Below are 25,384 nucleotides of genomic sequence, written 5' to 3' on the forward strand. Positions count from 1 at the left end.
CCCTTTACGCGCCGTGCCCGCGCCCCGTCCTTTGGGTGCGCGGGCACGGCCGCGACAGAAGTCAATACCTACCAAAGGACCATAGTGAGGCAGAACGAAGCTGCACCAGGCAACCCTCTGCGCGATTCGCGCGACCGTCGCCTCCCCCTCATCGCTGGACCGTGCTCGGTCGTCATGTTCGGAGTCACGGGCGACCTCGCCCGCAAAAAGCTCCTTCCCGCAATCTATGACTTGCACAATCGCGGTCTACTCCCCCCGGCCTTCGGCCTCGTGGGCTTCGGTCGACGCGACTGGAGCCACGACGACTTCGCCGATTACATGCGCGAAAGCGTAGAGAAGTACGCACGCACCCCCTTCAACGAGCACGCGTTCGAACAACTCAGAGGCGGCCTTCGATTCGTCACGGGTGCCTTTGATGACACTGAAGCCTTCGAAGAACTCACGCGAGTGGTAAGCGAGCTCGACGACTCGAGGGGAACGGGCGGCAACCATGCCTTCTACCTCTCCATCCCGCCCAGCGCCTTCCCTCAGGTCGCGGAACAACTTGCACAATCGGGCCTCAACACTCCCTCCGAACATTCGTGGCGGCGCGTCGTCATCGAGAAACCCTTCGGGCACGACCTCGAAAGCGCACGAGAGCTCAACGACATCGTCGAAAAAGTCTTTAAGCCCGAAGAAATCTTCCGAATCGACCATTACCTCGGCAAGGAAACGGTGCAGAATCTGCTCGCGTTCCGGTTCGCGAACCAGATGTTCGAGCCCGTGTGGAACTCGCGCTATGTCGACCACGTGCAGATCACGATGGCTGAAGACATCGGGATTGGCACCCGCGCCGGGTACTACGACGGTATTGGAACCGCGCGCGACGTCATCCAGAACCACTTGCTCCAGCTTCTTGCCCTGACGGCCATGGAAGAACCCATCACGTTCGATGCTGCCGAGCTTCGCAATGAAAAAGAAAAGGTCCTCGCCGCAGTCGAACTGCCAGAGGATCTCGCCGAAGGCACCGCCCGTGGTCAGTACGTCGGCGGCTGGCAAGGCGGTGAACAGGTCAACGGCTACCTCGAAGAGAACGGTATCTCGCCCGACTCGACTACCGAGACTTTCGCGGCGATCAAGCTCAAGGTCAATACTCGCCGCTGGGCAGGCGTGCCGTTCTACCTCCGCGCGGGCAAGCGCCTCGGGCGGCGCGTCACGGAGATCGCGATCGTCTACAAGCAGGTGCCGTTCCTTCCCTTCCGCGATACCGACACCGTAGACCTCGGCCAAAACGCGGTCGTCATCCGCGTCCAGCCGGATGAAGGTGTGACAATGCGTTTCGGCTCGAAGGTTCCCGGTACCCAAATGGAGGTGCGCGATGTCAACATGGACTTCGCGTACGGATCGACATTCACGGAGGAATCCCCCGAGGCCTATGAACGCCTCATTCTTGACGTTCTGCGTGGCGCTCCTCCTCTCTTCCCCCGGCAAAAGGAGGTGGAGCTCTCCTGGAAGATCCTCGACCCCATCCTCGAGTTCTGGGATGAGCATATGCCGCCCGCCCCGTACCGTTCAGGCACGTGGGGACCGCAGACTGCACACGACATGATGGCCCGCGACGGCCGCACTTGGAGGCGTCCATGATTTCGACACTTGAGAACACGACAGCTTCGCAGATCGGCGCTAAGCTTCGCGATTTGCGCGAAGAGGACGGACTCATTTCCCTCAACCGCGTCGCGACGCTCGTCATCGTGACGCACACCGGCTCGCTCGACGAGCCGATCCAGGCCGCGGTGCGGGCAAGCCAAGAGCACCCAGCACGGATCATTGTGATCGTGACCGAGCACGACTCGGATCGCGATGCCCTCGATGCGGAAATCAGGGTGGGTACGGACGCCGGCGCCGGCGAGGTCATCATTTTGCGCGCGCACGGACGCGTGAATGCTGGCCTCGACACGCTCATCACGCCGCTTCTACTTCCCGATGCCCCCATCGTCACGTGGTGGCCTTACACTCCGCCGGCCTCACCATCGCAGGATCCGCTCGGTGCAATCGCGCAGCGCCGCATCACCGACGTCTACCAGTGCGAAAGCCCGAAGTCGTCCCTTCTGCGTCTCGCCCGCGGCTACAAGTCGGGTGATTCCGATCTGTCGTGGTCGCGCATCACCAACTGGCGCGGTCTCGTCGCAACCGCGTACGACTACCCGCCCGCCGACAAGCCGAAAGCCATCACTATCGAAGGGCTCGAAGACAACCCATCGTCGCTGCTCATGCAGGCCTGGCTCCAGCGCTCGCTCGGCGAAGATGTTCCGGTCGAATTCAAGGTCGTCAAAGCCGATCACGGCCTGAGCGCCGTGACCCTTCACCGCGACGACGGCGACATCCGCCTTATGCGCTCGAGTGAGGAGGGCATCACGATGAGCCTTCCCGGCAACAATGACGACCAGTTCGTGACGATGCCGAAGCGCACCATGTACGACCTCTTGAGCGAAGAGCTTCGCCGTCTCGACCCCGATGACGTGTACGGCGATGTCCTCGCCGCGGCATTCCCGCTGACCGGTGACCCGAACAGTTTCGCGGTGGGCAAGCCCGAGTCAACCGACGTTGTTTCGGACGACATGGATGCCGTCGTGAAGGCCGTGGCGAAGGACGCCGTGGCTCGGATCGCCGCCGCTATTGAGGAGCGCGGTATCGCCCACCTCGTTCTCACGGGCGGGCGTGCAGGAACGGCGACGGCGGAGCGCATCGCTATCTCGCTTGAGTTCGCTGAGGTCGACACGTCGAAGCTGCACGTCTGGTGGGGTGACGAGCGCTTCGTCGCAACCAAGTCCTCGGACCGCAACGATCGCCCCGTGATCTCGGCGTTGACGACCGGCGCGGGCATCCCCGTGTACAACGTGCACACGATCCCCGGTTCCGACGCCGGTATGAGCCTTGATGAGGCCGCCGCCTGGTACGGGCAGCAACTCACGATCCAGGGAAGCGACTCAGCGTTCACGACACAGGGCGAGGCCTACTTCGATGTGCTTTTGCTCGGGGTTGGCCCCGACGGCCACGTCGCCTCGCTTTTCCCGGAACACCGGGATGCTCGGGCGACATCGGCCTACGCGGTTCCCGTACGCAATTCCCCGAAGCCACCGTCGGAGCGCATTTCGCTTTCATGGCCTGTGCTCAATAGCGCGCGTCACGTGTCCTTCCTTGTCGCGGGCTTCGATAAGGCGCAGGCGGTAAAGACGGCGCACGGGAAGGTCGATGCTGCGGCCTGCCCGGCCTCGGCGGTGCGGGGTACGGAATCGACGACGTGGTTCCTGGACAAGGAAGCAGCGCACTTCCTGTAAGCCACGAGTGCGAGCCACAGCTGTGGATCGCGGTGAAGAAAGGCGAACGAAAGCCATGACGACGGGCGTGATGATCGGCGAAGTCAGCCTCGGTGAAGGCCACAGGACAGCGATCATCGCGCCCGTGCTCGGTTCAAGCGTGAGCGAACTGAGCGATCAAGCGGTACAGGCGCGAGAGGCGCCCGTGGACATCCTCGAGGTGCGTCTCGATCACCTCCTGGGCGAGGCCGACGTTCCCTTCGCCCAGGCCGAGGCCGCCATTATGGACGCGCTCCGCGCTGTTCGCGCATCCGCTCCCTCGCATCCGCTGCTCGCGACGATCCGCACGGCGAGCGAGGGCGGCACGTGGAGCGTTACGGACGACGTTTACGCCGAGCTGCTTTCGGCAATCGCAAAATCCGGTCTCGCCGAGGCACTCGACGTCGAGATCGCGCGGCATCCCGCTGCCATCAGCTCCGTTCTCGAAGCTACCGAGGCCTCTGGCATTCCCGTTGTCCTCTCGCGTCACTACTTCGAGGCCACTCCCCCGCGCGAGGCGATGCTCGCGATGCTCGAATACATGACGACCCTCGCACCCCCGCAGCGGGCCATCGCGAAACTCGCGGTCATGCCGCAATGTCCCGAGGACGTCCTCGCCCTTCTCAGCGCGAGCCTCGACGCGAAAAAGCGCCTTGAGCGCCCGCTCATCACGATCGCGATGGGGCATCTAGGCAGGGTAAGCCGGCTCGCAGGCGAAGTATTCGGATCCGACGCAAGCTTTGCCACCGTCGGCCCCCAATCCGCCCCGGGGCAGCTCAGCGCCAGCACCCTCGCGATCGTGCTTGATCGGTAGTTTCTCTTTCCCGTGGCCCACGCCGGTCAGCCGATTGAAGGGGCGAAGAGGAGAGTGAAAGCTGGCTCGAGGGAAAGAAAAACACCCGAGTGCCTTCGACATACACCCGGGTGCGTAAAGAATCAGTGTGGGAGAAACGGCGCGAGGCGCGCCAGGTCCCTACATGAATCGCTCAACCACGGCGATACCAATCGCCGAGCCAAGCCACACCACGCCCACGACGGTCGTAATGATGTTGAGGTTGCGTTCCGCAACGCCCGAAGAGCCCGCACCGGTCGAAATGCCGCCGCCGAACATGTCGGAGAGGCCACCGCCACGCCCCTTGTGCATGAGGATAAACATCATGAGCAAGAGGCTCGTGATCGCAAGAATCACGAAGAGAGCGATCTTGAGAATTTCCATGTCCGGGAGGTTCCTTCGGTTGACATAGGGGAAACGAGGTTAACAATACGCTACACGGCCCAGCCTAAGGCCGAGCCGCGTAGCGAGGTTATCACTTCGTGAGGGAAATCAATCAGCGACGTTGTAGGTGGCGATCTTCGCGAACTCATCGGCCTTGAGCGATGCACCACCAACGAGTGCACCGTCAACGTCAGCCTGCTGCATGAGGTCAACAATCGAGGAGGACTTCACGGAGCCGCCGTAGAGCACGCGCACCGAATCGGCAACCTCGTCGCCGAACTTCGTACGGAGCAGATCGCGGATCTCGCGGCACACTTCCTGCGCGTCTTCGCTCGTCGCGACTTCGCCGGTGCCGATCGCCCACACGGGCTCGTAGGCAATGACGATCTTCTTGACGTCCTCGGCCGAGAGGCCTTCGATGCCACCTTCGACCTGCGCGAGGGTGTATTCGACGTGCTTACCGGCCTTGCGCTCCTCGAGCGGCTCGCCTACGCAGAGAATCGGCGAAAGATCGTTCGCGAGTGCAGCCTTGACCTTGGCATTGGTCACCTGCTCGGTCTCGCCGTGGTACTGCCGGCGCTCCGAGTGGCCAACAGCTGCGTAGGTTGCACCGAGAGCCTTGAGCATCGCGCCCGAGACTTCGCCCGTGTACGCGCCAGATTCGTGCTCGGAAATGTCCTGACCGCCGTACACAATCCCGGAACCCGAACCATCGAGAACAGTCTGAACAGTGCGGATGTCAACAAACGGAGGAAGAACAGCAACCTCGACGGCATCGGTCTTGTGGCCGGCTTCCTTGAGGTTCTCGACGAGGTCCTCAAGGAGCGCCTGAGCCTCGATGTAGGTGAGGTTCATCTTCCAGTTGCCTGCAATAAGCGGGGTACGAGTCATGATCACTTCTCCTCAAGAATGGCGATACCCGGCAGCTCCTTGCCCTCGATAAGTTCGAGGCTCGCACCGCCACCGGTGGAAATGTGCGAGTAGCGCGCTTCGTCGAAGCCGAGATTGCGGATCGCGGACGCGGAATCGCCGCCACCCACGACCGTGTAGCCCGAGCATTCGGCGAGGGCTTCGGCGATAGCTTTGGTGCCGTCTGCGTAGAGTTCAAACTCGAATACGCCCATCGGGCCGTTCCAGAAGACCGTGCCGGCATCGCCGAGCTTCGAGGCGAACAGCTCGCGGGTCTTCGGACCGATGTCGAGACCTTCCTTGTTCGCAGGGATGTCGCTCGAGGGAACGACGTCGGCGGGGCCGTCCGGCCCGAAGTTTTCGGACACGACGTTGTCGACCGGAAGGACGATCTCGACGCCCGATTCCTCGGCGCGCTTGAGGTAGCCCTTCACCGTCTCCACCTGGTCTTCTTCAAGGAGCGACTTGCCTACCTCGTGGCCAAGGGCCTTCTGGAAGGTGTAGCTCATGCCGCCGCCGATGAGGAGGCGGTCGGCCTTGCCGAGGAGATTGTCAATCACGCCGAGCTTGTCGGAAACCTTCGAGCCGCCGAGAATCACGACGAACGGGCGTGCCGGCTCATCGGTCACCTTGCGAAGCGACGCGACCTCCTTTTCGACGAGCGAACCCGCCGCAGCCGGCAGGAGCTTAGCCACGTCGTACACGGACGCCTGCTTGCGGTGGACAACACCGAAACCGTCAGACACGAACGCATCGGCGAGCGAAGCGAGTTCCTTCGCGAAGGCTTCGCGCTCTGCCTGATCCTTGCTCGTTTCGCCGGCGTTGAAGCGGACGTTTTCGAGAACGGCCACATCGCCGTCACCGAGGCTTTCGACCGTCTGCTTGGCGCTCTCGCCAACGGTATCCGTCGCAAACGCGACCGGCGCCTCGAGGAGCTCGCTCAGTCGATCCACGGCGGGCTTGAGGGAGAACTTGGGATCCGGCGCGCCCTTGGGACGGCCGAGGTGAGCGGTCACAATGACACGCGCACCCTTCTCGCGAAGAGCATTGATGGTCGGCAGCGAAGCACGAATACGGCCATCATCCGTGATGGTCGTGCCGTCGAGTGGAACGTTGAGATCGGCGCGTACGAGAACGCGCTTGCCGGCGAGATCGCCGAGTGAATCGATGGTCTTAAGCATGGGTCACATCCTCATAAAAAGGGCGGGGTGGCGATTGCGCACCCCGGTGGAGCCTTTCAGCCCCAGGTGGACGAAGGGCCCGCGCCCACAGCGGTGCCGTGACGCGGACCCTTCGTTGAGGTACTCAAGAGTGAGCGGAGGGGAGAATCAGAGCTTCTCGCCCATAAGGACGGTCAGGTCAACGAGGCGGTTCGAGTAACCCCACTCGTTGTCGTACCACGACACGACCTTGACCTGGTTGCCGATGACCTTGGTGCAGCCGGCATCGAAGATCGAGCTGTGCGGATCGGTCTCGATGTCCTTCGAGACGATCGGATCCTCGGTGTAGGCGAGAACGCCCTTGAGCGGGCCCTCTGCGGCCTTCTTCACGGCAGCGTTGATCTCCTCGACGGAAACCTCGCGCTCAGCCTCGAAGGTGAGGTCCACGACCGAGCCGGTCGGCGTGGGAACGCGGAGCGCGTAACCGTCGAACTTGCCCTTGAGCTCGGGGAGCACGAGAGCAACAGCAGCAGCGGCGCCGGTCTTCGTGGGGATGATGTTGAGGGCTGCGGCGCGAGCGCGGCGCAGGTCCTTGTGGGGCGCATCGAGGATGCGCTGGTCACCCGTGTACGCGTGCACCGTCGTCATGAGGCCCTTGACGATGCCGAATTCATCGTTGAGAACCTTTGCGAGCGGGGCGAGGCAGTTGGTCGTGCACGAGGCGTTCGAGACCACGTGATGGTTCTCAGCGTCGTAGTCGCCCTCGTTCACGCCAACGACGAAGGTTGCGTCAACGTTCTTGCCGGGGGCCGAGATGATGACCTTCTTGACGGTATCGCCGAGGTGAGCCTTGGCCTTCTCAGCATCGGTGAAGAGACCGGTCGACTCAACGACGACCTCAGCGCCAACCGAGGCCCAATCGATAGCAGCCGGATCCTTTTCCGAGAACACCTTGATCGACTTGCCGTCGATGGTGATCGAATCCTCGGTGGACTCGACAGAGCCGTCGAAACGGCCGAGGATCGAGTCGTACTTCACGAGGTGCGAGAGGGTCTTGGTGTCGGTGAGGTCGTTGACAGCAACGATCTCGATGTCGGCGCCCTGCTCGAATGCAGCGCGCGCGAAGTTACGGCCGATACGACCGAATCCGTTAATACCAACCTTTACGGTCACAGTTCCTCCTTGGTGCACGGCGGCGTTTCCGCCGTGTGGGACTGGGCTTCGCGCACCTCCTTGTACGCATGGATCCCGCGTGTGCGGGTTAGCTCGATTCTATCAACATTGTGATGCGAGGCTCATAGGAACCTGGGGAGCCACAAGCGGCTCAGCGCGCTTTTTTATTCCGCATCTAACATTTCGGGACCAAGGTTTGCCTCGGTTCCAGGAATGCCGCGTTCCTCGGCAGTTTTATCAGCGAGGGCGAGAAGCCGACGGATCCTCCCTGCCACGGCGTCCTTGGTCATGGGCGGATCGGCGAGCTGGCCGAGTTCCTCGAGACTTGCCTGACGGTGTTCGAGGCGGAGAAGACCTGCGGCACGCAAGTGATCGGGAATGTCGTCGCCGAGAATTTCGATCGCCCTTTCGACGCGGGCGCCTGCGGCAACGGCGGCACGCGCCGACCGGCGCAGATTTGCATCGTCAAAATTGGCGAGACGGTTTGCGGTCGCCCGTACTTCCCGCTTTGAGCGCTTGTCGTTCCAAAGCGCCGCAGTTTTTTCGGCACCCATGAGCGCGAGCATGTGACCGATTGCTTCGCCGTCGCGAATCACCACGCGGTCTGTCCCGCGTACTTCTTTCGATTTCGCTTGGATGCCGAGCCTCCGGGCCGATCCCACCATCGCGAGTGCGACCTCGGAGCCGGGGCACGTGAGTTCAAGCGCGGCACTTCGGCCTGGTTCGGTGAGACTTCCGTGAGCGAGGAAAGCTCCTCGCCATGCAGCAGCCTGATCCTCTGTGCTCCCGCCAACGACGAGCGGCGGCAGGCCTCGTACGGGCCTCGAACGCGCATCGAGAAGGCCGGTTTGTTTCGCAAAGATCGCGCCATCGGAGAGCACGCGCACGATGTAGCGCGTCGAGCGCCGGATCCCCGACGCAGCGAGGACGGTGACTTCGCTCGGGTGCCCGTAGAGATCGGCGACGTAGGTCTTGAGTCGGCGGGCACTCGCCGACTGGTCGAGTTCGGCCTCAATCGACACCCGGCCACCCACGAGGTGGAGACCTCCCGCGAAGCGCAAAAGGGTCGCCACCTCGGCTTTACGTGCGCTCACGCGAGTCACGTCGAGGTGGGAAAGCTCCTCCTTGACATCGGCAGTCAGGGCCATTTCAGTCCTTCCATGGGTGGGTGAAAACGCCATTAAACACGTCGCGATACGCGGTCGCGAGTCGAAGCGGATCGTGAGTGGGGGTTCCGTCATTCGTGGATACCGTGCGCATGAGAACGTCGATTCCACGGTCGTGGGCGGCGGTAACGAGGGCCTTTCCACCGTCGCGTTCGACGGAAGGATCGGCTACGAGCGCATTGAATCGGAGCTCAGGGGCTGCGTCGCACACGATGGCAAGCAGATCAGTGCTCGTGAGGCCGACGGTTTCCGAGCGCCCCGCAGCGAGGTTCATCGTCAGCACTTTGCGTGCGTTCGTGTGCGTAATGGCGTCACGTAGTTCAGCGATCTTCACGTGTGGGAGGACGGAGGTGTACCAGCTACCGGGACCGATCACGAGCCATTCGGCCTCTTCGATCGAGTCGAGCACCTCGCGTGCGATCTGAGGTTCGGGCGGAATGATACGCAGGTCCTCGACGTGGCCGGTGGTGGCGGCGACATCCGCCTGGCCGCGGATCGTGCGAAGTTCTTCGCCCGGGAAAGATACGAGCGCCTCGATATCGAGAGGCTCGAGCGCCATCGGAAGAACACGACCGGAAGTACCAAGGAGTTCACCGACGTAGTCGAGTGCGGCGATGGGATTGTCGAGTAGCTGCCAGAGGGCGACGATGAGAAGGTTTCCGAGCGAGTGGCCGTTGATCTCACCGTCCGAGGTGAAGCGATGCTGCACGACATCGCGCCACGTCACTCCCCATTCCGAGTCCTCGCACAGGGCCGAAAGCGCCATGCGGAGGTCACCGGGCGGGAGGATCGGGAGCTCGGCGCGTAGCCGGCCCGAGGAACCGCCGTTGTCCGCCACGGTCACCACTGCGGTGAGATCACGCGTGAGGTGGCGCAGCGCGTTAAGACTCGCTGATAGGCCGTGACCGCCGCCAAAGGCCACCACTTTGGGCCCCCGCGTGCGCGAACGCAGGGGCGTGGGCATGAGCGAGGACGTACGCCTCGGGACATTGGCGTTCACGGCGCTTTACTCTCTGCCGAGATCGCGGTGGCGCACGCGCACCGGGTAGCCAAGCTTTCGAAGCTCATCGCCGATGGTCTCCGCGACCGCAACGGAGCGGTGCTTACCTCCCGTACAACCGATGGCGACGGCAGCGAATTGCTTGTTCTCCTCGCGGTAGCCGCGCAGTACGGGAATCAACATCTCGACGTAACGACTGATGAATTCCTTCGCGTTCGCTTGCTCCAAAACGTAGTCGGCAACCTCGCTATCGATGCCGCGCTTGTCGCGAAGCTCCGGCACCCAGTACGGGTTCGGAAGAAATCGCACGTCGGCAACGTAGTCCGATTCGATGGGAATGCCGTATTTAAAGCCGAAGCTCATGACGTTGACAGTCACGGTGTGGTCGTCCCCTTTGCCGAACTCCTTGCGCATGCGCATCGAGAGCTGGTGGACGTTCAGCGGCGAGGTGTCGATGACGATATCGGCCATCCGTCGCAGCGGAGCAAGCTGCTCTCGTTCGCGGCGGATCCCTTCGAGCACGCCCTCCTCGCCCTGGAGAGGGTGGGGGCGTCGAACCGAGTCGAACCGGCGCACGAGCGTGTTCTGATCGGCGCTGAGGAACACGAGGCGCGTGCGCACTTCCTGTTTCCGGAGGTCCTGGATAACTTCGGGAAGGTCATTGAAGAAGGGGCCGGAACGCGGGTCGGTAACGACGGCGAAGCGATTGGCGCGGCCGACGGCCTGAGACTGAAGGTCGAACAGGGTGCGGATAAGTTGCGGCGCGATGTTGTACACGACGTACCAGCCCATGTCTTCGAGAGCATGGGCGGCAGTCTCCCTGCCTGCACCCGCAAGCCCCGTGATGATCACGATTTCCGGGGCGATACCGCTCTGGTCCGACGGCTGCTCTGTCTCACCGTTGCCCAGCTCTTGCTTGTTCTCACTCAAGAATCTCTCCCGTCGTCATGTTCACCGCGGGGGCCCGCTCTTCGGATTGTAGTGCGGCGTGGATATTCGCCGCGAGTGCAGGGCCAATTCCAGGGACGCCTTCGAGGTCCTCGACGCGCGCCTTGCGAATCGCGTCGACGGTCGTGAAACGGTCGAGGAGCGCACGTCGCCGACTGGGCCCCAGGCCGGGGATCTCATCGAGCACGCTTTCGTGCATCGAGCGGCCTCGTTTGGAGCGGTGAAACGTGATGGCAAAGCGGTGTGCTTCGTCGCGCAGGCGCTGGATGAGAAAGAGCGCTTCGGATGTGCGCGGAAGAATGAGCGGGTAGTCCTCATCGGGCAGCCACACTTCCTCGAGACGCTTAGCGATGCCGATCAGGGCAACATCGGTGATACCCAGTTCATCCATGACGCGTTTGGCGGCATTGACCTGAGGTAAGCCACCGTCAACGATGATGAGGTTCGGCGGGTACGCGAATCGAGTCGCGGACGGATCAACCACGTCACCGTTTGCCCGGGCTTCCTTCTGCTCGAGGTGGTGGCGAAGCCGTCGACGCAGCACGTCCTGCATGCTCGCCGTGTCATCACGCGCTGCGTCCCCGGAGATCGAGAAACGGCGGTACTCGCTCTTGCGTGGGAGACCGTCTTCGAACACGACCATCGAGCCGACGACGTTTGTGCCCTGCGAATGCGAGATGTCGAAGCATTCGATGCGCAGCGGCGCGTCTTCCATATCGAGCGCTTCGCCGAGATCCTCGAGCGCTTTGGAACGGGAGGTGAGGTCGCCTGTCCGGCGCAGTTTCCCGAGTCGCATGGCTTCTTTCGCATTTGCGCTTACCGTCTCAAGAAGCGCTTTCTTTTCACCCCGCTGGGGCACCCGTATATCGATGCTTTGACGGTTAAGGAGCGCTCGAATCTCATCAGGACGGGACGGCATGTGTGTCACGAGAATCTCGTGCGGGGCGCGTGTATCGGTCCCCTCGTAGAGCTGCGTGAGCGCCCGTTCCATGAGCTCAGCCGGGCTTGAATCATCCAAGAGCTCGGCAACCCACCCTCGTTGACCCCGGATACGCCCGCCTCTCACGTGAAAGACCTGCACGCTTGCCTCGAGCTCGTCGAGTTCGAGGGCGACGAGATCGGCGTCGGTCGCATCTGCAAGCACCACCGAGTTTTTTTCCATGACCTTTTCGAGCGCGGCAAGGTCGTCGCGATATCGGGCTGCGGCCTCGTAGTCCAGCGCGGCGGCAGCTTCCTTCATTTTGGTGCGCCGTTCGCGAACAAAAGCCCCGGTATTGCCGTCCATAAACGCCACGAGGTTTTCGGCGAGTGCTCGGTGCTCCTCGATGCTTACGTTGCCTACGCACGGCGCGGCGCATTTGCCAATGAAGCCGAGTAGGCACGGCCTGCCCGAGCGTTCCGCACGGTTGTACACGCCCTGGGTGCACGTTCGCACGGGAAAGACTCGCAATAGCAGGTCGAGAGTTTCGCGAATGGCCCACACGTGAGCGTACGGACCAAAGGAACGATCCGTTTTGTGGCGCTCTTTGCGCGTGATCATCGCGCGCGGCACCTGATTACCCATCGTCACGACGAGGAACGGGTACGACTTGTCATCGCGGAACTTCACGTTGAAGCGCGGATCAAATTCCTTGATCCAGGTGTATTCGAGCGTGAGTGCCTCGACATCGCTCGTGACGACCGTCCACTGCACCTGGCTTGCGGTGGTCACCATTTTCTGGGTGCGCGGGTGGAGGTTCGCGAGATCCTGAAAATAGTTGCCGAGCCTTTGGCGAAGATTCTTCGCCTTGCCCACGTAGATGACCCTCGAATCGGGGTCGAGGAACCGGTAGACGCCAGGATCCGTCGGAATAGACCCCGGCGCCGGCCGGTACGTCGCCGGATCCGCCATTACAGGAGCTCCCGCAGGAACTGCCCCGTGAACGACTCGTCGACCTTCGCGACGTCTTCGGGCGTGCCGGTCGCGATCACGCGGCCGCCTCCGCTGCCGCCCTCCGGACCGAGGTCGATGAGGTAGTCGGCGCTCTTAATCACGTCCAGATTGTGTTCGATCACGACGACCGAGTTGCCCTTGTCCACGAGTCCCTGAAGCACCGAAAGGAGTTTTTTAATGTCCTCGAAGTGCAAGCCGGTCGTCGGCTCGTCCAGCACGTAAATCGTCCGGCCCTTCGAGCGCTTGTGCAGTTCGGCAGCGAGCTTCACGCGCTGTGCTTCGCCGCCCGAGAGCGTCGTCGCGGACTGCCCGAGCCGCAAATACCCGAGACCAACCTCGACAAGCGTCGACAACTGACGGTGGATGGCGGGAACCGCCTCGAAAAACTCGACGGCCTCCGAGATCGGCATGTCGAGCACCTCGGCCACGTTCTTGCCTTTGAAACGCACCTGGAGTGTTTCTGAGTTGTAGCGTGCGCCATGGCACACCTCGCACTTCACGTACACGTCCGGAAGGAAGTTCATCTCGATCTTGATCGTTCCGTCACCGGCGCAGTTCTCGCATCGCCCGCCCTTGACGTTGAACGAGAAGCGTCCGGCCTTGTAACCGCGCACCTTCGCCTCGCTCGTTTGAGCAAAGAGGGTACGAATGCGATCCCAAACCCCCGTATACGTGGCCGGATTCGAGCGCGGCGTACGGCCGATCGGGGACTGGTCGACGTGGACGACCTTATCGAGGTGCTCGAGGCCTTCAACGCGCGTATGTCGGCCGGGGACGACGCGAGCGCGGTTGAGGTTCTTCGCGAGCACACGGTAAAGAATGTCGTTGACGAGAGTCGACTTGCCGGATCCGGACACTCCCGTCACGGCGGTGAATAGGCCCAGCGGCACCGTCACATTCACACCCTGAAGGTTGTTTTCGCGCGCATTCACGACCTTCAGCACACGACCGGGGTCCACCTTCCGGCGCTCTTTCGGCACATCGATCGTGCGCTCACCACTCAGGTACTGCCCGGTGATAGAGCGGGACTCCTCGAGGAGCCCCTCGTACGCGCCCGAATACACAACCTCGCCGCCGTACTCGCCGGCGTTGGGGCCGATATCGACGATCCAGTCAGCCGTGCGGAGCGTGTCCTCATCGTGCTCGACAACGATGAGGGTATTGCCGAGGTCGCGAAGCCGAACGAGGGTGTGGATGAGCCTCTGGTTATCGCGCTGGTGGAGCCCGATCGATGGCTCATCGAGCACGTACAAAACTCCCACGAGGCCCGAGCCGATCTGAGTAGCGAGGCGGATGCGCTGTGCCTCTCCCCCGGACAGGGTTCCGGCGGCACGCGAGAGGTTGAGGTAGTTCAGTCCCACGTCGACGAGGAAGCCGAGCCGTGCGTGGATTTCGCGGAGAATCTCGTCGGCAATCACGAGGTCACGCGAGGAGAACTCGACGCCCTCGAGGAAGGCCTTCGCCTCGCCAATCGGAAGATCCGAGAACTCGGCGATCGACTTTCCACCGATGGTGATGGACAGGACTTCGGGGCGAAGCCTGCGACCCTGGCACGCGGGGCACGGCGCGTGACGCATGAACTGCTCGTAGCGTTCGCGGGCCCAATCGGATTCGGTGTCCTCGTGACGGCGCTTGAGGTAGTACATGACTCCCTCAAAGCCTGTCGAATAGCGGCGCTCGCGCCCGAACCGGTTGCGGTAGCGCACGTGCACTTTGAAATTGTGTCCGTTGAGAAGAGCGTCCTTGGCGTCGTCCGGGAGATCCTTCCACGGCGTGTCCATCGAGAACCCAAGCTCGCTCGCAAGGGCACTCATCACCTGCTGGTGGTGGTCGGCGCTGCCGAGGGTCCACGGCGCAATCGCCCCTTCCGCGAGCGTCGCCGATTCATCAGGGATCACGAGGTCCGGGTCGATTTCAAGTCGCGTGCCGATACCCGCACATTCGGGACACGCGCCGTAGGGGGCGTTAAAGGAGAACGACCGCGGCTCGATTTCTTCGAGCTCGAGAGGATGCTCGTTGGGGCACGCGCGCTTCTCAGAAAATCGGCGCGTGCGCTCGGGCGAGCCCTCAGGTTCATCCACGAAGTCAGCGATGACAACGCCGCCCGCAAGCCGGGTCGCGGTTTCCACCGAGTCCGTTAGTCGCGTGCGCGAACCGCTCTTCACCGCAAGACGATCAACGATGACCTCGATCGTGTGCTTCTTCGTTTTCGCGAGCGAGATGTCCTCCGACAGACGCATCACCTCGCCGTCAATGCGTGCACGGGAGAAGCCCTGTGATTGAAGGGAGCTCAAAAGGTCGGTGTGTTCGCCTTTGCGGCCCTTAATGACGGGCGCAAGAAGCTGGAAACGCGTACCTTCGGGATAGGCAAGAAGAGCATCGACCATTTGCTCTGCGCTCTGAGAAGAAATCTCAGCCCCGCACGTCGGGCAGTGCTGCACGCCCGTGCGCGCATAGAGCAAACGCAGGTAGTCATGAATTTCCGTGATCGTGCCAACGGTCGAGCGCGGGTTGCGGTTCGTCGACTTCTGGTCGATCGACACTGCGGGCGAAAGCCCCTCGATAAACTCGACTTTCGGCTTGTCCATCTGGCCGAGGAACTGCCTCGCGTAGCTTGAGAGGGACTCGACGTATCGGCGCTGCCCTTCGGCAAAAATCGTATCGAAGGCAAGAGAGGACTTTCCCGAGCCGGAAAGCCCAGAAAACACCACGAGCGCATTGCGGGGGATCTCGAGGTCGACGTTCTTGAGGTTGTGTTCGCGCGCACCGCGCACAATCAATGCATCAGTCACCTGGACAATTCTAGGAGCCGCTTCTGAAAAGCGAAGGTGCTCGCCGTAGCATGGTGAGCATGAGCACCCTCAAAAATCAGTACACGGGCAGCGTCACGAGCGGCGGGGAAAGCGACGTGCGAACTCTCGGCTCGCTCGTCATTCGCAAAGCCTCCGTCGGCCCCCTCGATAACAATGCGTACCTTCTCACGTGCAGGGTCTCGGGCGCCCAGCTCCTGATCGACGCCGCGGCCGATGCCCCGCGTCTCATGCGCCTCATCAGGGAGGGCTCCCCCACTTCCCGCCTCGACTCGATCCTCACGACTCACTCGCACCACGATCACGTTGGCGCACTCGCGCAGGTGCGCGCTGCGACCCAGGCAAAAACTTTCGCGGGTGCCAAGGACGCCCCGGAGATCCCGACGCCGACGGATGTTCCGCTGAAGAACGGCGACACCATCAGAGTCGGCGTGAACGATCTCGAGATCGTCGCACTTCGCGGCCACACTCCCGGATCGGTGGCCGCGATCTACTGGGGGCAGGCCGACGGCACCCACGTGTTTACCGGCGACTCCCTTTTTCCGGGCGGCGTGGGCGCCACACGCGGTGATTCTGAGCGCTTCACCTCGCTGCTCAACGATGTCGAAGAGCGCCTCTTCGATGTTTTGCCGGACGAAACGTGGGTGTATCCGGGGCACGGCGAGGACACCACGATTGGTGCCGAGCGCCCGCATCTTGCCGAGTGGCGCGAGCGCGGCTGGTGAGTCGCCCCCCTAGTTGGCGCTGCCGGTGAGTTTGAACCTACCGGTGAGGCTCGCCGAGTCGAGTTGGTTCGCAAAGATCGCGAAACGAACCTGGGCCTGCGTAACTTCTTCGGAAATCTCGAGTTTCTCGACTGAGAGTGCGTGCACGGTATGGATGTAGCGGTGTACGCGCCCTTCGGGTGGGCACGGTCCGCCGTAACCTGAAAAGCCGTAGTCGTTCGCCCATTCACGGGCCGCCTCGGGCAGGCTCTCCCCCTCGGCAAGACCTGCCATGCTTGCGGGGACATCGAAGGCGATCCAGTGCCAGAAGCCCGAGCCCGTGGGAGCATCCGGGTCGAAAACGGTGAGAGCGAACGACCGCGTCCCCTCGGGGGCGTCAGTCCACGAGAGGTCGGGGTGGAGATTGTCGCCACCCGCGGCGTGCTCGGCAAAACGCACGGGAATTGTCTCGCCCTCGCCAAAAGCTTGAGTGGTAATACGCATGGGTCTCCTTGCATACGGTCGATTTGTGGGAGCCGAGCGGCGCTGCACGGAGTAATCCGGACATCGTACTCGCCTATGCGTTCATTGCCACCTAAGCTCCCGTGAACTGACGAAGTTCCTTCTTGAGTTCCGTCACCTCGTCGCGGATGCGCGCCGCAACTTCAAACTGGAGATTCTCCGCCGCCTGGTGCATATTCGCGGTGAGTTCCTCAATCATCTCGCGAAGCGCCTTTTCTGGGTTATCCCCCAGGTCAAGTGCGCGATTGCCGGTCGTGCCACCTCGCTCGGGCGAGCTTGAGCCCTTCGTGCGTTCCTTGCCCTTGCGATAGTCGGTCGCAAGCAGCGTCTCGGTGTCGATATCCTCGCGCGCAAGCATGTCTGTGACATCGGCGATCTTCTTGCGGAGCGGCTGCGGGTCGATGCCGTTTTCCTTGTTGTACGCGATTTGGATCTCACGGCGACGATTGGTCTCATCGATGGCTTCGCGCATCGAATCGGTGATCGTATCGGCATACATGTGCACTTGGCCCGAGACGTTACGGGCTGCACGCCCAATGGTCTGGATAAGCGAAGTACGCGAGCGGAGAAATCCTTCCTTGTCGGCATCGAGGATGGCCACGAGCGAAACCTCGGGAAGGTCGAGGCCCTCACGCAAAAGGTTGATACCGACGAGGACGTCGAATTCGCCCTGACGCAGTTCGCGCAGCAGTTCAACGCGCCGAAGAGTGTCGACATCGGAATGCAGGTATTGGACGCGCACGCCGTTCTCGAGGAGGTAGTCCGTGAGGTCCTCCGCCATGCGCTTGGTCAGCGTCGTCACGAGTACGCGCTCGTTCTTCTCGACGCGTTTTTCGATCTCGGCGCGAAGATCGTCGATTTGCCCGCGCACGGGTTTGACGATCACTTCGGGATCAACGAGACCGGTGGGGCGGATGATCTGCTCGACATAACCGTTGGCGCGTTCTAGTTCGTACTGGGCGGGCGTCGCCGAGAGGTAAACGGTCTGCCCGGTGCGCTCAATAAACTCGTCGAAGCGCAGAGGCCGGTTATCGAGTGCCGACGGCAACCTGAAACCAAAGTCAACGAGCGTGCGCTTGCGCGAGCGATCCCCCTCGAACATCGCGCCGATCTGAGGCACAGTCACGTGTGACTCGTCGATGATGAGCACGAAATCTTCGGGGAAATAGTCGAGCAGGGTATTCGGGGGCGTTCCGGGGCCGCGGCCGTCAAAATGGCGGGAATAGTTTTCAACGCCATTCGTCGTTCCGGTTTGGCGCAGCATCTCGATGTCGTGAGTCGTGCGCATGCGAAGGCGCTGTGCCTCGAGCAACTTGTTTTCACCCTCGAGTTCCTCGAGGCGTTCGGCAAGCTCGGCTTCGATATCCTTGATAGCGCGCTGAAGCCGCTCGGGGCCGGCGACGTAGTGGGAGGCGGGGAAGATGTGCATCTGCTCTTCCTCGCGGATCACTTCGCCGGTCACGGGGTGCAGGGTGTAGAGCGCGTCGATCTCGTCACCGAAAAATTCAATGCGGATCGCGAGCTCTTCATACATGGGGATGATCTCGACGGTATCGCCGCGCACACGGAACGTCCCGCGCACAAACGCGACGTCGTTGCGGTCGTACTGCATGTCGATGAACTTGCGAAGGAGAGCATCGCGCTCGATCTCCTCGCCGACGCTTAGACGCACCATACGATCCACGTACTCTTGCGGTGTACCGAGACCGTAAATGCAGCTCACTGAACTCACGACGACCACGTCTCGGCGAGTCAGAAGTGAGTTCGTGGCGCTGTGACGCAGCCGCTCCACTTCGGCGTTGATCGAGGAGTCCTTCTCGATATAGGTATCCGATTGCGGAACGTACGCCTCTGGCTGGTAGTAGTCGTAGTAGCTCACGAAGTACTCGACCGCGTTATTCGGAAGAAGCTCGCGAAATTCGCTCGCGAGCTGAGCGGCGAGGGTCTTGTTGTGCGCCATGACGAGGGTGGGGCGTTGAAGCTTTTCGATCAGCCACGCCGCGGTCGCGCTCTTACCCGTTCCTGTCGCCCCGAGGAGAACAACATCCTGTTCTCCTGCGTTGATGCGCGCTGCGAGTTCCTCAATGGCCTTCGGCTGATCGCCCGCAGGCTTGTATTCGGAAACAACTTCGAAGGGCTTGACTGCACGGGTCAGTTCGGTAACGGGACGCATGCCTTAACCCTAGCCCTCGCCCCTAGTCGAGGGCATGGAGTCGATGGTCGATGATGTCGCACGCCTCGGCGAGGGCGGCGTTGGCGCGCTCGTCAAGATGTTCGGGTGCCCCCGCATTGTCGATGAACACGTCTGCCCTCGCGCGTCGCTCCTCATCGTTGACCTGCGCACGGATGACACCCTCGACGTATTCGCGGGACTTGCCGCGCTCGCGGACGACTCGGTCAATGCGCTCACGCTCGGGTGTCAAAACAGCGACAATGGCACGGTAGTGGCGGTCGTGCTCCAGCTCGAGAAGCAGGGGCGAATCGTGGATGACGAGAACGCGCGTGCCGTCAGCCGCGCGTGAGGCTATGGCCGCCTCGAGCCGGCCGACTTCCGCCCACAAATGGTGGTGCACAATCCGTTCGAGATCGGCACGCGAATCAGGATCGTTGAAGACGAGTTCGGCAAGTGCCGCACGGTCGATCCTCCCGGTCTCGGAGTTTCGATAGCTCTCGCCGAAACGTGCGATAGCCTCCTCAAAGCCTTCGCCGGGCTGGTCGAGGACGGCTCGAGAGAGCGCATCAAGATCAATCACGTGGTGGCCTTTTCGGGCCCATATTTTTCCGACGGTGGACTTGCCCGAACCGATTCCTCCCGTGAGGCCGATACGAAGCACTCCGGTCGGGGCATCGGGGACGGAAACGTGTGTCATGTGAGTTCACTCCTATCCGCGAGAGAGTTGAGCAACAACCTGCTTCTGGCCTTCGGGCCTGCTCCAATAGATTAGTGGAGTGAACACCACGCCCGATCACTTTCTCCTCACGAATCAGCTGCTTATCGCGATCGACCTCATCGGCGTGTTTGTCATGGGCATCGTCGGCGGCTCCCTCGCTCGCCGCCTTCAATTCGATGCGGTGGGATACGCCGTGCTCGGCGTCATCTCGGGCCTCGGCGGCGGCATCATTCGCGACCTCATCCTCAACTACGGCATCCCCGCGGCCTTCGCTAACCCCCTCTACCTCACCGTCGGCCTTGCCGGATCAGCGATCGCCTACTTCGTTTCCTCTGAGGGCGCCATGTGGCGCCACACCACGACCGTTCTCGACTGTATTGCGCTCGGGCTTTGGGCAGCCATCGGCACAGCGAAATCTATGCTCGTGGGCCTCTCCCCGCTTCCCGCGGTCATGCTCGGCGTCACGACCGGTGTCGGCGGCGGCGTCATTCGTGACATAGCGGTGGGGCGCATCCCCGTAGTGTTTGGGGGCGGCCCGCTCTACGCGACCGCTGCCCTCCTCACTTCGGTGCTGACATGGCTCGTCTACTACTTCGACCTGCCTGCCTGGACCGTGCTTATCGCCGCCTCGTGCGGCACTCTCCTCGCGATCTTCGCGCAGTGGAAGCAGTGGACGCTGCCCACCACGGCTCCCGATCTCGCGGTCACAATGAGCCCAAGCCAGCTTCGCGCCTTCGCCCGCCGCGTGCGCAAGGCTGAAAGGCGCCGCGTAGCGATCGAGACCGGCGCGATCCCCGTCGTCAACATCGACAACGACGACCTCGCGCGGGACATCCTCGAAAATCCACCGGAAGTAGAACCGTAACCCCTACCGGAGCTGCTTACGCGGTGATGGCGGCATAGCTTTCCTCGAGGAGCGCTTCACTCGGCCCCTCAAGGCGGATCGGCTCGCCGACTGCATCGAGGATGACGAAACGTAGCAGCGCCCCTCGCGCTTTCTTATCGCGCGCCATTGCTTCGCGCAATGCTCCCCACTGACCGTCCCGGTAGCGCGTGGGCAGCGCAAGCGATTCGAGAACATTCCGGTGGCGGGCGAGCAGAGCGCTACTCAGATGGCCGGCCCGGTGGGAAAGCTCGGCGGCAAACACCATCCCGACGGCGACGGCGTCGCCGTGTCGCCACGTGTACTTTTCATGGCGTTCGATCGCGTGGGCGAGGGTATGACCGTAATTGAGAATTTCGCGGCGTCCCTTTTCAGTGAGATCCTCGCTCACGACCTCAGCTTTCACCGTGATCGACCTGGTGAGGATTTCGGCAAACTCACTCGAGCGGGTATCGCGGACCCGGCCCGGCCCGCCTTCAATGATGTCGAGAATGCGGGGATCGGCAATAAAGCCAGCCTTCACGACCTCCGCGAGGCCAGCGGACACATCGTGCGCTGGTAGCCCCTCAAGCGCCTCGAGGTCCGCAATCACTGCACGGGGAGCATGAAATGCCCCCACAAGGTTCTTCCCCTCCGCCGTGTTGATGCCGGTCTTGCCACCAACCGCCGCATCAACCATTCCCGCAACCGTCGTCGGCACGTGAATGACGTCGATGCCGCGAAGCCAGGTTGCGGCAGCGAAGCCTGCGAGGTCCGTCGCTGCGCCGCCTCCCATCCCAATGATCAGGTCGCTTCGCGTGAAGTCGCGTGAGCCGAGTACGCGCCACAGCTCGCTCAGCGTGTCGATCCCCTTGGCCTGCTCGGCGTCGGGGATGGCGACGGTAAGAGCCTCGCGACCGTCGGACTCGAGCGCCGCGGCAAGCCTGCGGGCCCGCTGTGCGACGGGAGCTTGGTGGACGATAAGAACGTGGAGCACTCGCTCGGGGATCGCGGTGAGGATCGTGCGTTCAAGCCCCCTACCCACCGTCACGTCGTAGGAGCTCGATCCCCGACCGACGGTGATGCGAGTCGGCATCGCTGTGTCGAAACCTGTCACGTCGTTGTCCCCTTTAGTCGAGAGTAGTGGTGGGCTGCGGTGACGTCAGTTCGCGCGCGAGCGTGGCCGCGAGCTCATCCGGTGAAGCCTCAACGGTGTCGAGCGCCCATACCGCGACCTGGGCGAACAGTGGTTCTCGCTCCTTACTGACCTGAATCCACCGCGCGTGCGGGTCATCACCCGCGAGGACGGGCCTTCCCATACCCGAACCAATACGTTCACGCGCATGATCAGCGTCGAGAAGAAGACGCACGACGAGCCTATCGCGCAGACGCTCGCGGGTGGCGGGTGATGTCACCGCCCCACCCCCGAGGGCAAGGATCCCCTCATGCTCCGCGAGAAGGCGCGCAATGACTCTCTCTTCGAGCGCCCGAAAGTACTGCTCACCCTCGGAGGCAAAAATCTCCGGAATCGAGCGAGCAGCCTCCCGCTCGATCTCGCGATCGGAATCGACGAAGGCGAGCCCCAGCCGGTTGGCAACACGTGTGCCAACCGTCGTTTTTCCCGAGCCCATAGGCCCGACGAGCACGAGCCGCGGGCCCCCTTCATACAGTTCGGGAGTGCGTAGGCGTGCAAGCGTCGGGAGCGCCTGTTCTCGTTCGCTCACCGATCAGCACCATCTGCACGCGCCACGGCGCACTCGCGCACGCTCGACACACGAGGGGCGATTTCGGCCACGCTGTCTCCCCCAACCTTTTCGAGGAGAGCGTCGGCGAGAGTGATCGCGACCATCGCTTGAGCGATCACGGCCGCAGGCGCCACTGCACACACGTCGGAACGCTGATGGTTCGCAGTCGCTTCCTCACCGGTGGCCGTGTCGATCGTTCGCAGCGCCCGCGGCACCGTCGAGATCGGCTTGAGGGCACCACGAACGGCAATGAGTTCGGCGTTCGAGATTCCGCCCTCGGTGCCCCCCGCGCGATTCGACGCGCGGCTCGTACCAGCCGGGCCCGCTCCCTCACCGAGAATCTCATCATGAGCGAGACTTCCACGGCGGCCCGCGTTCGCGAAACCCTCACCGATTTCCACACCCTTCATCGCCTGGATACTCATGATTGCCTGGGCGAGGCGAGCATCAAGACGACGGTTCCATTGCGTGTGAGAGCCGAGACCGGCCGGAACGTTATAGGCGAGAACTTCGACGACGCCGCCCAGAGTGTCGCCGTCCTTCTTCGCCGCATCGACCTCGTCGACCATCGCCTGAGAGGTGTCGGCATCAAAACAGCGCAGGGGGTCCGCATCGAGGGTCGAGGCATCGGCGGGAGTAGGCAGCGCGCTACCTTCGGGCACGCGCGCTTGCCCCACCTGCAACGTGTGTGCCACGAGCGTAATGCCCGCGGCCTGTTCAAGGAGTGCCTCACACAACGCGCCGATCACCACGCGCGCAGCGGTTTCCCGAGCGCTCGCACGCTCGAGAACGTTTCGTGCATCCTCATGGCCGTACTTGGCCATGCCTGCAAGATCAGCGTGGCCGGGGCGCGGCCTCGTGAGGGGTTTGTTGCGCGCAATCTCGCGTTCATCGCCCGTACCCGCATCGATCATGAGATCCTCGCGCGAGACGGGATCGGCGCTCATGACCTTTTCCCACTTCGGCCACTCCGTGTTTCGAATTTCCACGGCGATCGGTGAACCTAGGGTTCGACCGTGCCGCACGCCAGAAAGAATGCGAACCTCGTCCTGCTCAAACTTCTGCCGTGCTCCGCGGCCGTAACCGAGCCGGCGCCGCGCAAGCGCATCCCGCAACGCTTCGTGCGTAATCTCGACTCCCGCGGGGAAACCGTCGATCATTGCCACGAGCGAGGGGCCGTGTGACTCCCCCGCGGTCATCCAATTCAGCACAGGTGGCCTTTCGCTTAGGAGGTAAGGCGCAGGGCATGCGCCCGTTGCCGATGCCATTCAGGTTAAAGGCGAAAGCGCCCCTCGCAAAACGAGGAGCGCTTTCGTGAGATCGCTAGGCGATCACGTCAATCAGTTGTTGCCCGTGAGCTTCTCGCGAAGAGCCGCGAGTGCCTCATCGGAAGCGAGGGTGCCCTCGTCGCTCGAGGAGGACTGGAACGAGGTCGGTGCGGCCTCGCCCGCTGCCGGCGCCGCAGCCTGAGCTTCGGCGTCGGCCTTCGCTGCCTCGGCAACTTGGGCCTTGTGCTGGGTCCAGCGCTCGTACGCACGGGCGTAGTCCGCTTCCCAGGCCTCGCGCTGAGCCTCGTAGCCCTCGAGCCACTCGTTGGTCTCGGGATCGAAGCCCTCGGGGTACTTGTACTCGCCGTTTTCGTCGTACTCAGCGGCCATACCGTAGAGAGCCGGATCGAACGTCGAGTCGTCGCCCTCGGGGTCGACACCCTCGTTCGCCTGCTTGAGGGACAGGGAAATGCGGCGGCGCTCGAGGTCGATGTCGATGACCTTGACAAAGACTTCCTGGTCGACGCTCACAACCTGCTCGGGCAGGTCAACGTGACGCTGGGCAAGCTCGGAAATGTGCACGAGGCCCTCGATGCCGTCCTCGACGCGCACGAACGCACCGAACGGAACGAGCTTCGTAACCTTACCCGGCACAACCTGGCCGATGGCGTGGGTGCGGGCGAAGAGCTGCCACGGGTCTTCCTGAGTGGCCTTGAGCGAAAGCGACACGCGCTCGCGATCCATCTCGACCGAGAGAACCTCAACCTTGACGGGCTGGCCGACCTCGACAACCTCGCTCGGGTGGTCGATGTGCTTCCAGGAGAGCTCGGAAACGTGGACGAGGCCGTCGACACCGCCGAGGTCCACGAACGCACCGAAGTTGACGATCGAGGACACATGACCCTCGCGAACCTGGCCCTTCTGGAGGGTCTGGAGGAAGTCGGTACGAACCGATGCCTGGGTCTCTTCGAGGTAGGCGCGACGCGAGAGGACGACGTTGTTGCGGTTCTTGTCGAGCTCGATGATCTTCGCTTCGAGCTCCTGGCCGATGTACGGCTGAAGGTCGCGCACGCGGCGCATCTCGACGAGCGAAGCGGGAAGGAAGCCGCGAAGGCCGATGTCGACGATGAGGCCGCCCTTGACAACCTCAATGACGGTGCCGGTAACGACACCTTCGTTTTCCTTGATGTCCTCGATCGAGCCCCATGCGCGCTCGTACTGCGCACGCTTCTTCGAGAGGATCAGGCGGCCTTCCTTGTCCTCCTTCTGGAGAACGAGCGCCTCGACCTCGTCGCCGACCTCGACGACCTCATCGGGGTCGACATCGTGCTTGATCGAGAGTTCGCGGGAAGGGATGACGCCTTCGGTCTTGTAGCCGATGTCAAGAAGAACCTCGTCCCGGTCAACCTTGACGACGGTGCCCTCGACGATGTCGCCATCGTTGAAGTACTTGATGGTCGAATCGATAGCGGCGAGAAGTTCCTCTTCGCTACCGATATCGTTGATGGCGATCTGAGGTGCGTTGTTCGTGGTCATGTAGTAAATGGCTCCGTCGGGACAGGTAGTAGATGGTACAGAAACACGTGTGAGCGAAGCGCACACACCTGGTCTAGCCTACCGGTCATTGCATCCACGGGTCAACGAAAAAAGCTCCGAAAACCCCGCTCTCGACGTCGAGGTGACCAATCCAACATCGAACGCTGTTCTATGGGGCGCCCACAACGTTTTCTTGACTGCCGCAA

The 25,384-nt window shown here is 62.4% G+C and carries 21 protein-coding genes; 5 read left to right on the top strand and 16 right to left on the bottom strand.

The annotated features are described in order from the left end of the window. The first annotated feature begins 84 nt into the window (after nucleotides 1-84). Genes zwf through aroD form a run of 3 tightly spaced genes read left to right on the top strand, consistent with a single transcriptional unit; the run spans nucleotide 85 to nucleotide 4,149 of the window. A complete protein-coding gene (gene zwf / locus HMPREF1484_RS08350; RefSeq protein WP_016664603.1) occupies nucleotides 85-1,623 on the top strand; it encodes a glucose-6-phosphate dehydrogenase in 1,539 nt (512 codons plus the stop codon). Then, the gene (gene pgl / locus HMPREF1484_RS08355; protein WP_016664604.1) at nucleotides 1,620-3,317 is read left to right on the top strand and encodes a 6-phosphogluconolactonase; all 1,698 of its coding nucleotides are present in this window, start codon (nucleotides 1,620-1,622) and stop codon (nucleotides 3,315-3,317) included. The genes zwf and pgl overlap by 4 nt, the downstream gene beginning before the upstream one ends. 55 nt (nucleotides 3,318-3,372) lie before the next feature. Then, nucleotides 3,373-4,149, top strand: a complete 777-nt coding sequence (gene aroD / locus HMPREF1484_RS08360; protein ID WP_016664605.1) for a type I 3-dehydroquinate dehydratase — start codon at nucleotides 3,373-3,375, stop codon at nucleotides 4,147-4,149. A gap of 159 nt (nucleotides 4,150-4,308) precedes the next feature. Here the strand turns inward: aroD and secG are convergent, their stop codons facing one another. From secG to uvrA, 9 genes are all read right to left on the bottom strand, one after another. Beyond that, nucleotides 4,309-4,551, bottom strand: coding sequence for a preprotein translocase subunit SecG (secG, locus tag HMPREF1484_RS08365; protein WP_016664606.1), 243 nt, complete (start codon nucleotides 4,549-4,551; stop codon nucleotides 4,309-4,311). A 108-nt stretch (nucleotides 4,552-4,659) separates the two neighbouring features. Beyond that, a complete protein-coding gene (gene tpiA, locus HMPREF1484_RS08370) occupies nucleotides 4,660-5,442 on the bottom strand; it encodes a triose-phosphate isomerase (RefSeq protein WP_016664607.1) in 783 nt (260 codons plus the stop codon). 2 nt (nucleotides 5,443-5,444) lie between these two features. Next, complete coding sequence (pgk, locus tag HMPREF1484_RS08375; RefSeq protein ID WP_016664608.1) at nucleotides 5,445-6,641, bottom strand: phosphoglycerate kinase; 1,197 nt, start codon at nucleotides 6,639-6,641, stop codon at nucleotides 5,445-5,447. A 147-nt stretch (nucleotides 6,642-6,788) separates the two neighbouring features. Then, the gene (gene gap / locus HMPREF1484_RS08380) at nucleotides 6,789-7,793 is read right to left on the bottom strand and encodes a type I glyceraldehyde-3-phosphate dehydrogenase (protein ID WP_016664609.1); all 1,005 of its coding nucleotides are present in this window, start codon (nucleotides 7,791-7,793) and stop codon (nucleotides 6,789-6,791) included. Between the two features lie 164 nt (nucleotides 7,794-7,957). Then, entirely contained in the window at nucleotides 7,958-8,941 is a 984-nt protein-coding gene (whiA, locus tag HMPREF1484_RS08385) for a DNA-binding protein WhiA (RefSeq protein ID WP_016664610.1), read from the bottom strand. A 1-nt stretch (nucleotide 8,942) separates the two neighbouring features. Then, nucleotides 8,943-9,923, bottom strand: a complete 981-nt coding sequence (gene yvcK / locus HMPREF1484_RS08390; protein ID WP_040386554.1) for a uridine diphosphate-N-acetylglucosamine-binding protein YvcK — start codon at nucleotides 9,921-9,923, stop codon at nucleotides 8,943-8,945. A 42-nt stretch (nucleotides 9,924-9,965) separates the two neighbouring features. Next, a complete protein-coding gene (gene rapZ / locus HMPREF1484_RS08395) occupies nucleotides 9,966-10,868 on the bottom strand; it encodes an RNase adapter RapZ (RefSeq protein ID WP_070458847.1) in 903 nt (300 codons plus the stop codon). A gap of 13 nt (nucleotides 10,869-10,881) precedes the next feature. Next, nucleotides 10,882-12,798: an excinuclease ABC subunit UvrC gene (uvrC, locus tag HMPREF1484_RS08400; RefSeq protein ID WP_016664613.1), complete on the bottom strand. Its 1,917-nt coding sequence runs from the start codon at nucleotides 12,796-12,798 to the stop codon at nucleotides 10,882-10,884. Continuing rightward, on the bottom strand, nucleotides 12,798-15,632 hold the full coding sequence (gene uvrA / locus HMPREF1484_RS08405; protein WP_016664614.1) for an excinuclease ABC subunit UvrA: 2,835 nt from the start codon (nucleotides 15,630-15,632) through the stop codon (nucleotides 12,798-12,800). The genes uvrC and uvrA overlap by 1 nt, the downstream gene beginning before the upstream one ends. A gap of 50 nt (nucleotides 15,633-15,682) precedes the next feature. Between uvrA and HMPREF1484_RS08410 the strand changes: the two genes are divergently transcribed. Next, nucleotides 15,683-16,375, top strand: coding sequence for an MBL fold metallo-hydrolase (locus tag HMPREF1484_RS08410; protein ID WP_016664615.1), 693 nt, complete (start codon nucleotides 15,683-15,685; stop codon nucleotides 16,373-16,375). 9 nt (nucleotides 16,376-16,384) lie between these two features. Here HMPREF1484_RS08410 and HMPREF1484_RS08415 read toward each other — a convergent pair whose 3' ends face one another. The 3 genes from HMPREF1484_RS08415 to coaE form a co-directional block, all read right to left on the bottom strand. Continuing rightward, nucleotides 16,385-16,858, bottom strand: coding sequence for a YbhB/YbcL family Raf kinase inhibitor-like protein (locus HMPREF1484_RS08415; protein WP_016664616.1), 474 nt, complete (start codon nucleotides 16,856-16,858; stop codon nucleotides 16,385-16,387). A 91-nt stretch (nucleotides 16,859-16,949) separates the two neighbouring features. Continuing rightward, nucleotides 16,950-19,049 carry an excinuclease ABC subunit UvrB gene (gene uvrB / locus HMPREF1484_RS08420; RefSeq protein ID WP_016664617.1) on the bottom strand — a complete coding sequence of 700 codons (2,100 nt, stop codon included), beginning with the start codon at nucleotides 19,047-19,049 and terminating at the stop codon, nucleotides 16,950-16,952. Between the two features lie 22 nt (nucleotides 19,050-19,071). Beyond that, a complete protein-coding gene (gene coaE / locus HMPREF1484_RS08425; protein WP_016664618.1) occupies nucleotides 19,072-19,746 on the bottom strand; it encodes a dephospho-CoA kinase in 675 nt (224 codons plus the stop codon). A 79-nt stretch (nucleotides 19,747-19,825) separates the two neighbouring features. On the opposite strand from coaE, the gene HMPREF1484_RS08430 reads away from it, so the two are divergent. Continuing rightward, nucleotides 19,826-20,632, top strand: a complete 807-nt coding sequence (locus HMPREF1484_RS08430) for a trimeric intracellular cation channel family protein (RefSeq protein WP_016664619.1) — start codon at nucleotides 19,826-19,828, stop codon at nucleotides 20,630-20,632. A 16-nt stretch (nucleotides 20,633-20,648) separates the two neighbouring features. On the opposite strand, the gene aroB is transcribed toward HMPREF1484_RS08430, so the two are convergent. The 4 genes from aroB to rpsA form a co-directional block, all read right to left on the bottom strand. Next, nucleotides 20,649-21,746 carry a 3-dehydroquinate synthase gene (aroB, locus tag HMPREF1484_RS08435; RefSeq protein ID WP_016664620.1) on the bottom strand — a complete coding sequence of 366 codons (1,098 nt, stop codon included), beginning with the start codon at nucleotides 21,744-21,746 and terminating at the stop codon, nucleotides 20,649-20,651. 13 nt (nucleotides 21,747-21,759) lie between these two features. Further along, nucleotides 21,760-22,353 carry a shikimate kinase gene (locus HMPREF1484_RS08440; protein ID WP_051120655.1) on the bottom strand — a complete coding sequence of 198 codons (594 nt, stop codon included), beginning with the start codon at nucleotides 22,351-22,353 and terminating at the stop codon, nucleotides 21,760-21,762. Beyond that, the gene (gene aroC / locus HMPREF1484_RS08445) at nucleotides 22,350-23,585 is read right to left on the bottom strand and encodes a chorismate synthase (RefSeq protein WP_016664622.1); all 1,236 of its coding nucleotides are present in this window, start codon (nucleotides 23,583-23,585) and stop codon (nucleotides 22,350-22,352) included. The genes HMPREF1484_RS08440 and aroC overlap by 4 nt, the downstream gene beginning before the upstream one ends. 129 nt (nucleotides 23,586-23,714) lie before the next feature. Next, nucleotides 23,715-25,178, bottom strand: coding sequence for a 30S ribosomal protein S1 (gene rpsA, locus HMPREF1484_RS08450; RefSeq protein WP_016664623.1), 1,464 nt, complete (start codon nucleotides 25,176-25,178; stop codon nucleotides 23,715-23,717). Nucleotides 25,179-25,384 lie beyond the last annotated feature (206 nt).

The organism is Dermabacter sp. HFH0086 (genome assembly GCF_000413375.1).
Lineage (GTDB): Bacteria > Actinomycetota > Actinomycetes > Actinomycetales > Dermabacteraceae > Dermabacter > Dermabacter hominis.

Excerpts from the sequence above, each read along its gene's own strand:
- pgl (WP_016664604.1), top strand. The coding sequence starts at position 1,620 with ATGATTTCGACACTTGAGAACACGACAGCTTCGCAGATCGGCGCTAAG.
- aroD (WP_016664605.1), top strand. The coding sequence starts at position 3,373 with ATGACGACGGGCGTGATGATCGGCGAAGTCAGCCTCGGTGAAGGCCAC.
- secG (WP_016664606.1), bottom strand. The coding sequence starts at position 4,551 with ATGGAAATTCTCAAGATCGCTCTCTTCGTGATTCTTGCGATCACGAGC.
- tpiA (WP_016664607.1), bottom strand. The coding sequence starts at position 5,442 with ATGACTCGTACCCCGCTTATTGCAGGCAACTGGAAGATGAACCTCACC.
- pgk (WP_016664608.1), bottom strand. The coding sequence starts at position 6,641 with ATGCTTAAGACCATCGATTCACTCGGCGATCTCGCCGGCAAGCGCGTT.
- whiA (WP_016664610.1), bottom strand. The coding sequence starts at position 8,941 with ATGGCCCTGACTGCCGATGTCAAGGAGGAGCTTTCCCACCTCGACGTG.
- yvcK (WP_040386554.1), bottom strand. The coding sequence starts at position 9,923 with ATGCCCACGCCCCTGCGTTCGCGCACGCGGGGGCCCAAAGTGGTGGCC.
- uvrC (WP_016664613.1), bottom strand. The coding sequence starts at position 12,798 with ATGGCGGATCCGGCGACGTACCGGCCGGCGCCGGGGTCTATTCCGACG.
- HMPREF1484_RS08410 (WP_016664615.1), top strand. The coding sequence starts at position 15,683 with ATGGTGAGCATGAGCACCCTCAAAAATCAGTACACGGGCAGCGTCACG.
- HMPREF1484_RS08415 (WP_016664616.1), bottom strand. The coding sequence starts at position 16,858 with ATGCGTATTACCACTCAAGCTTTTGGCGAGGGCGAGACAATTCCCGTG.
- uvrB (WP_016664617.1), bottom strand. The coding sequence starts at position 19,049 with ATGCGTCCCGTTACCGAACTGACCCGTGCAGTCAAGCCCTTCGAAGTT.
- coaE (WP_016664618.1), bottom strand. The coding sequence starts at position 19,746 with ATGACACACGTTTCCGTCCCCGATGCCCCGACCGGAGTGCTTCGTATC.
- rpsA (WP_016664623.1), bottom strand. The coding sequence starts at position 25,178 with ATGACCACGAACAACGCACCTCAGATCGCCATCAACGATATCGGTAGC.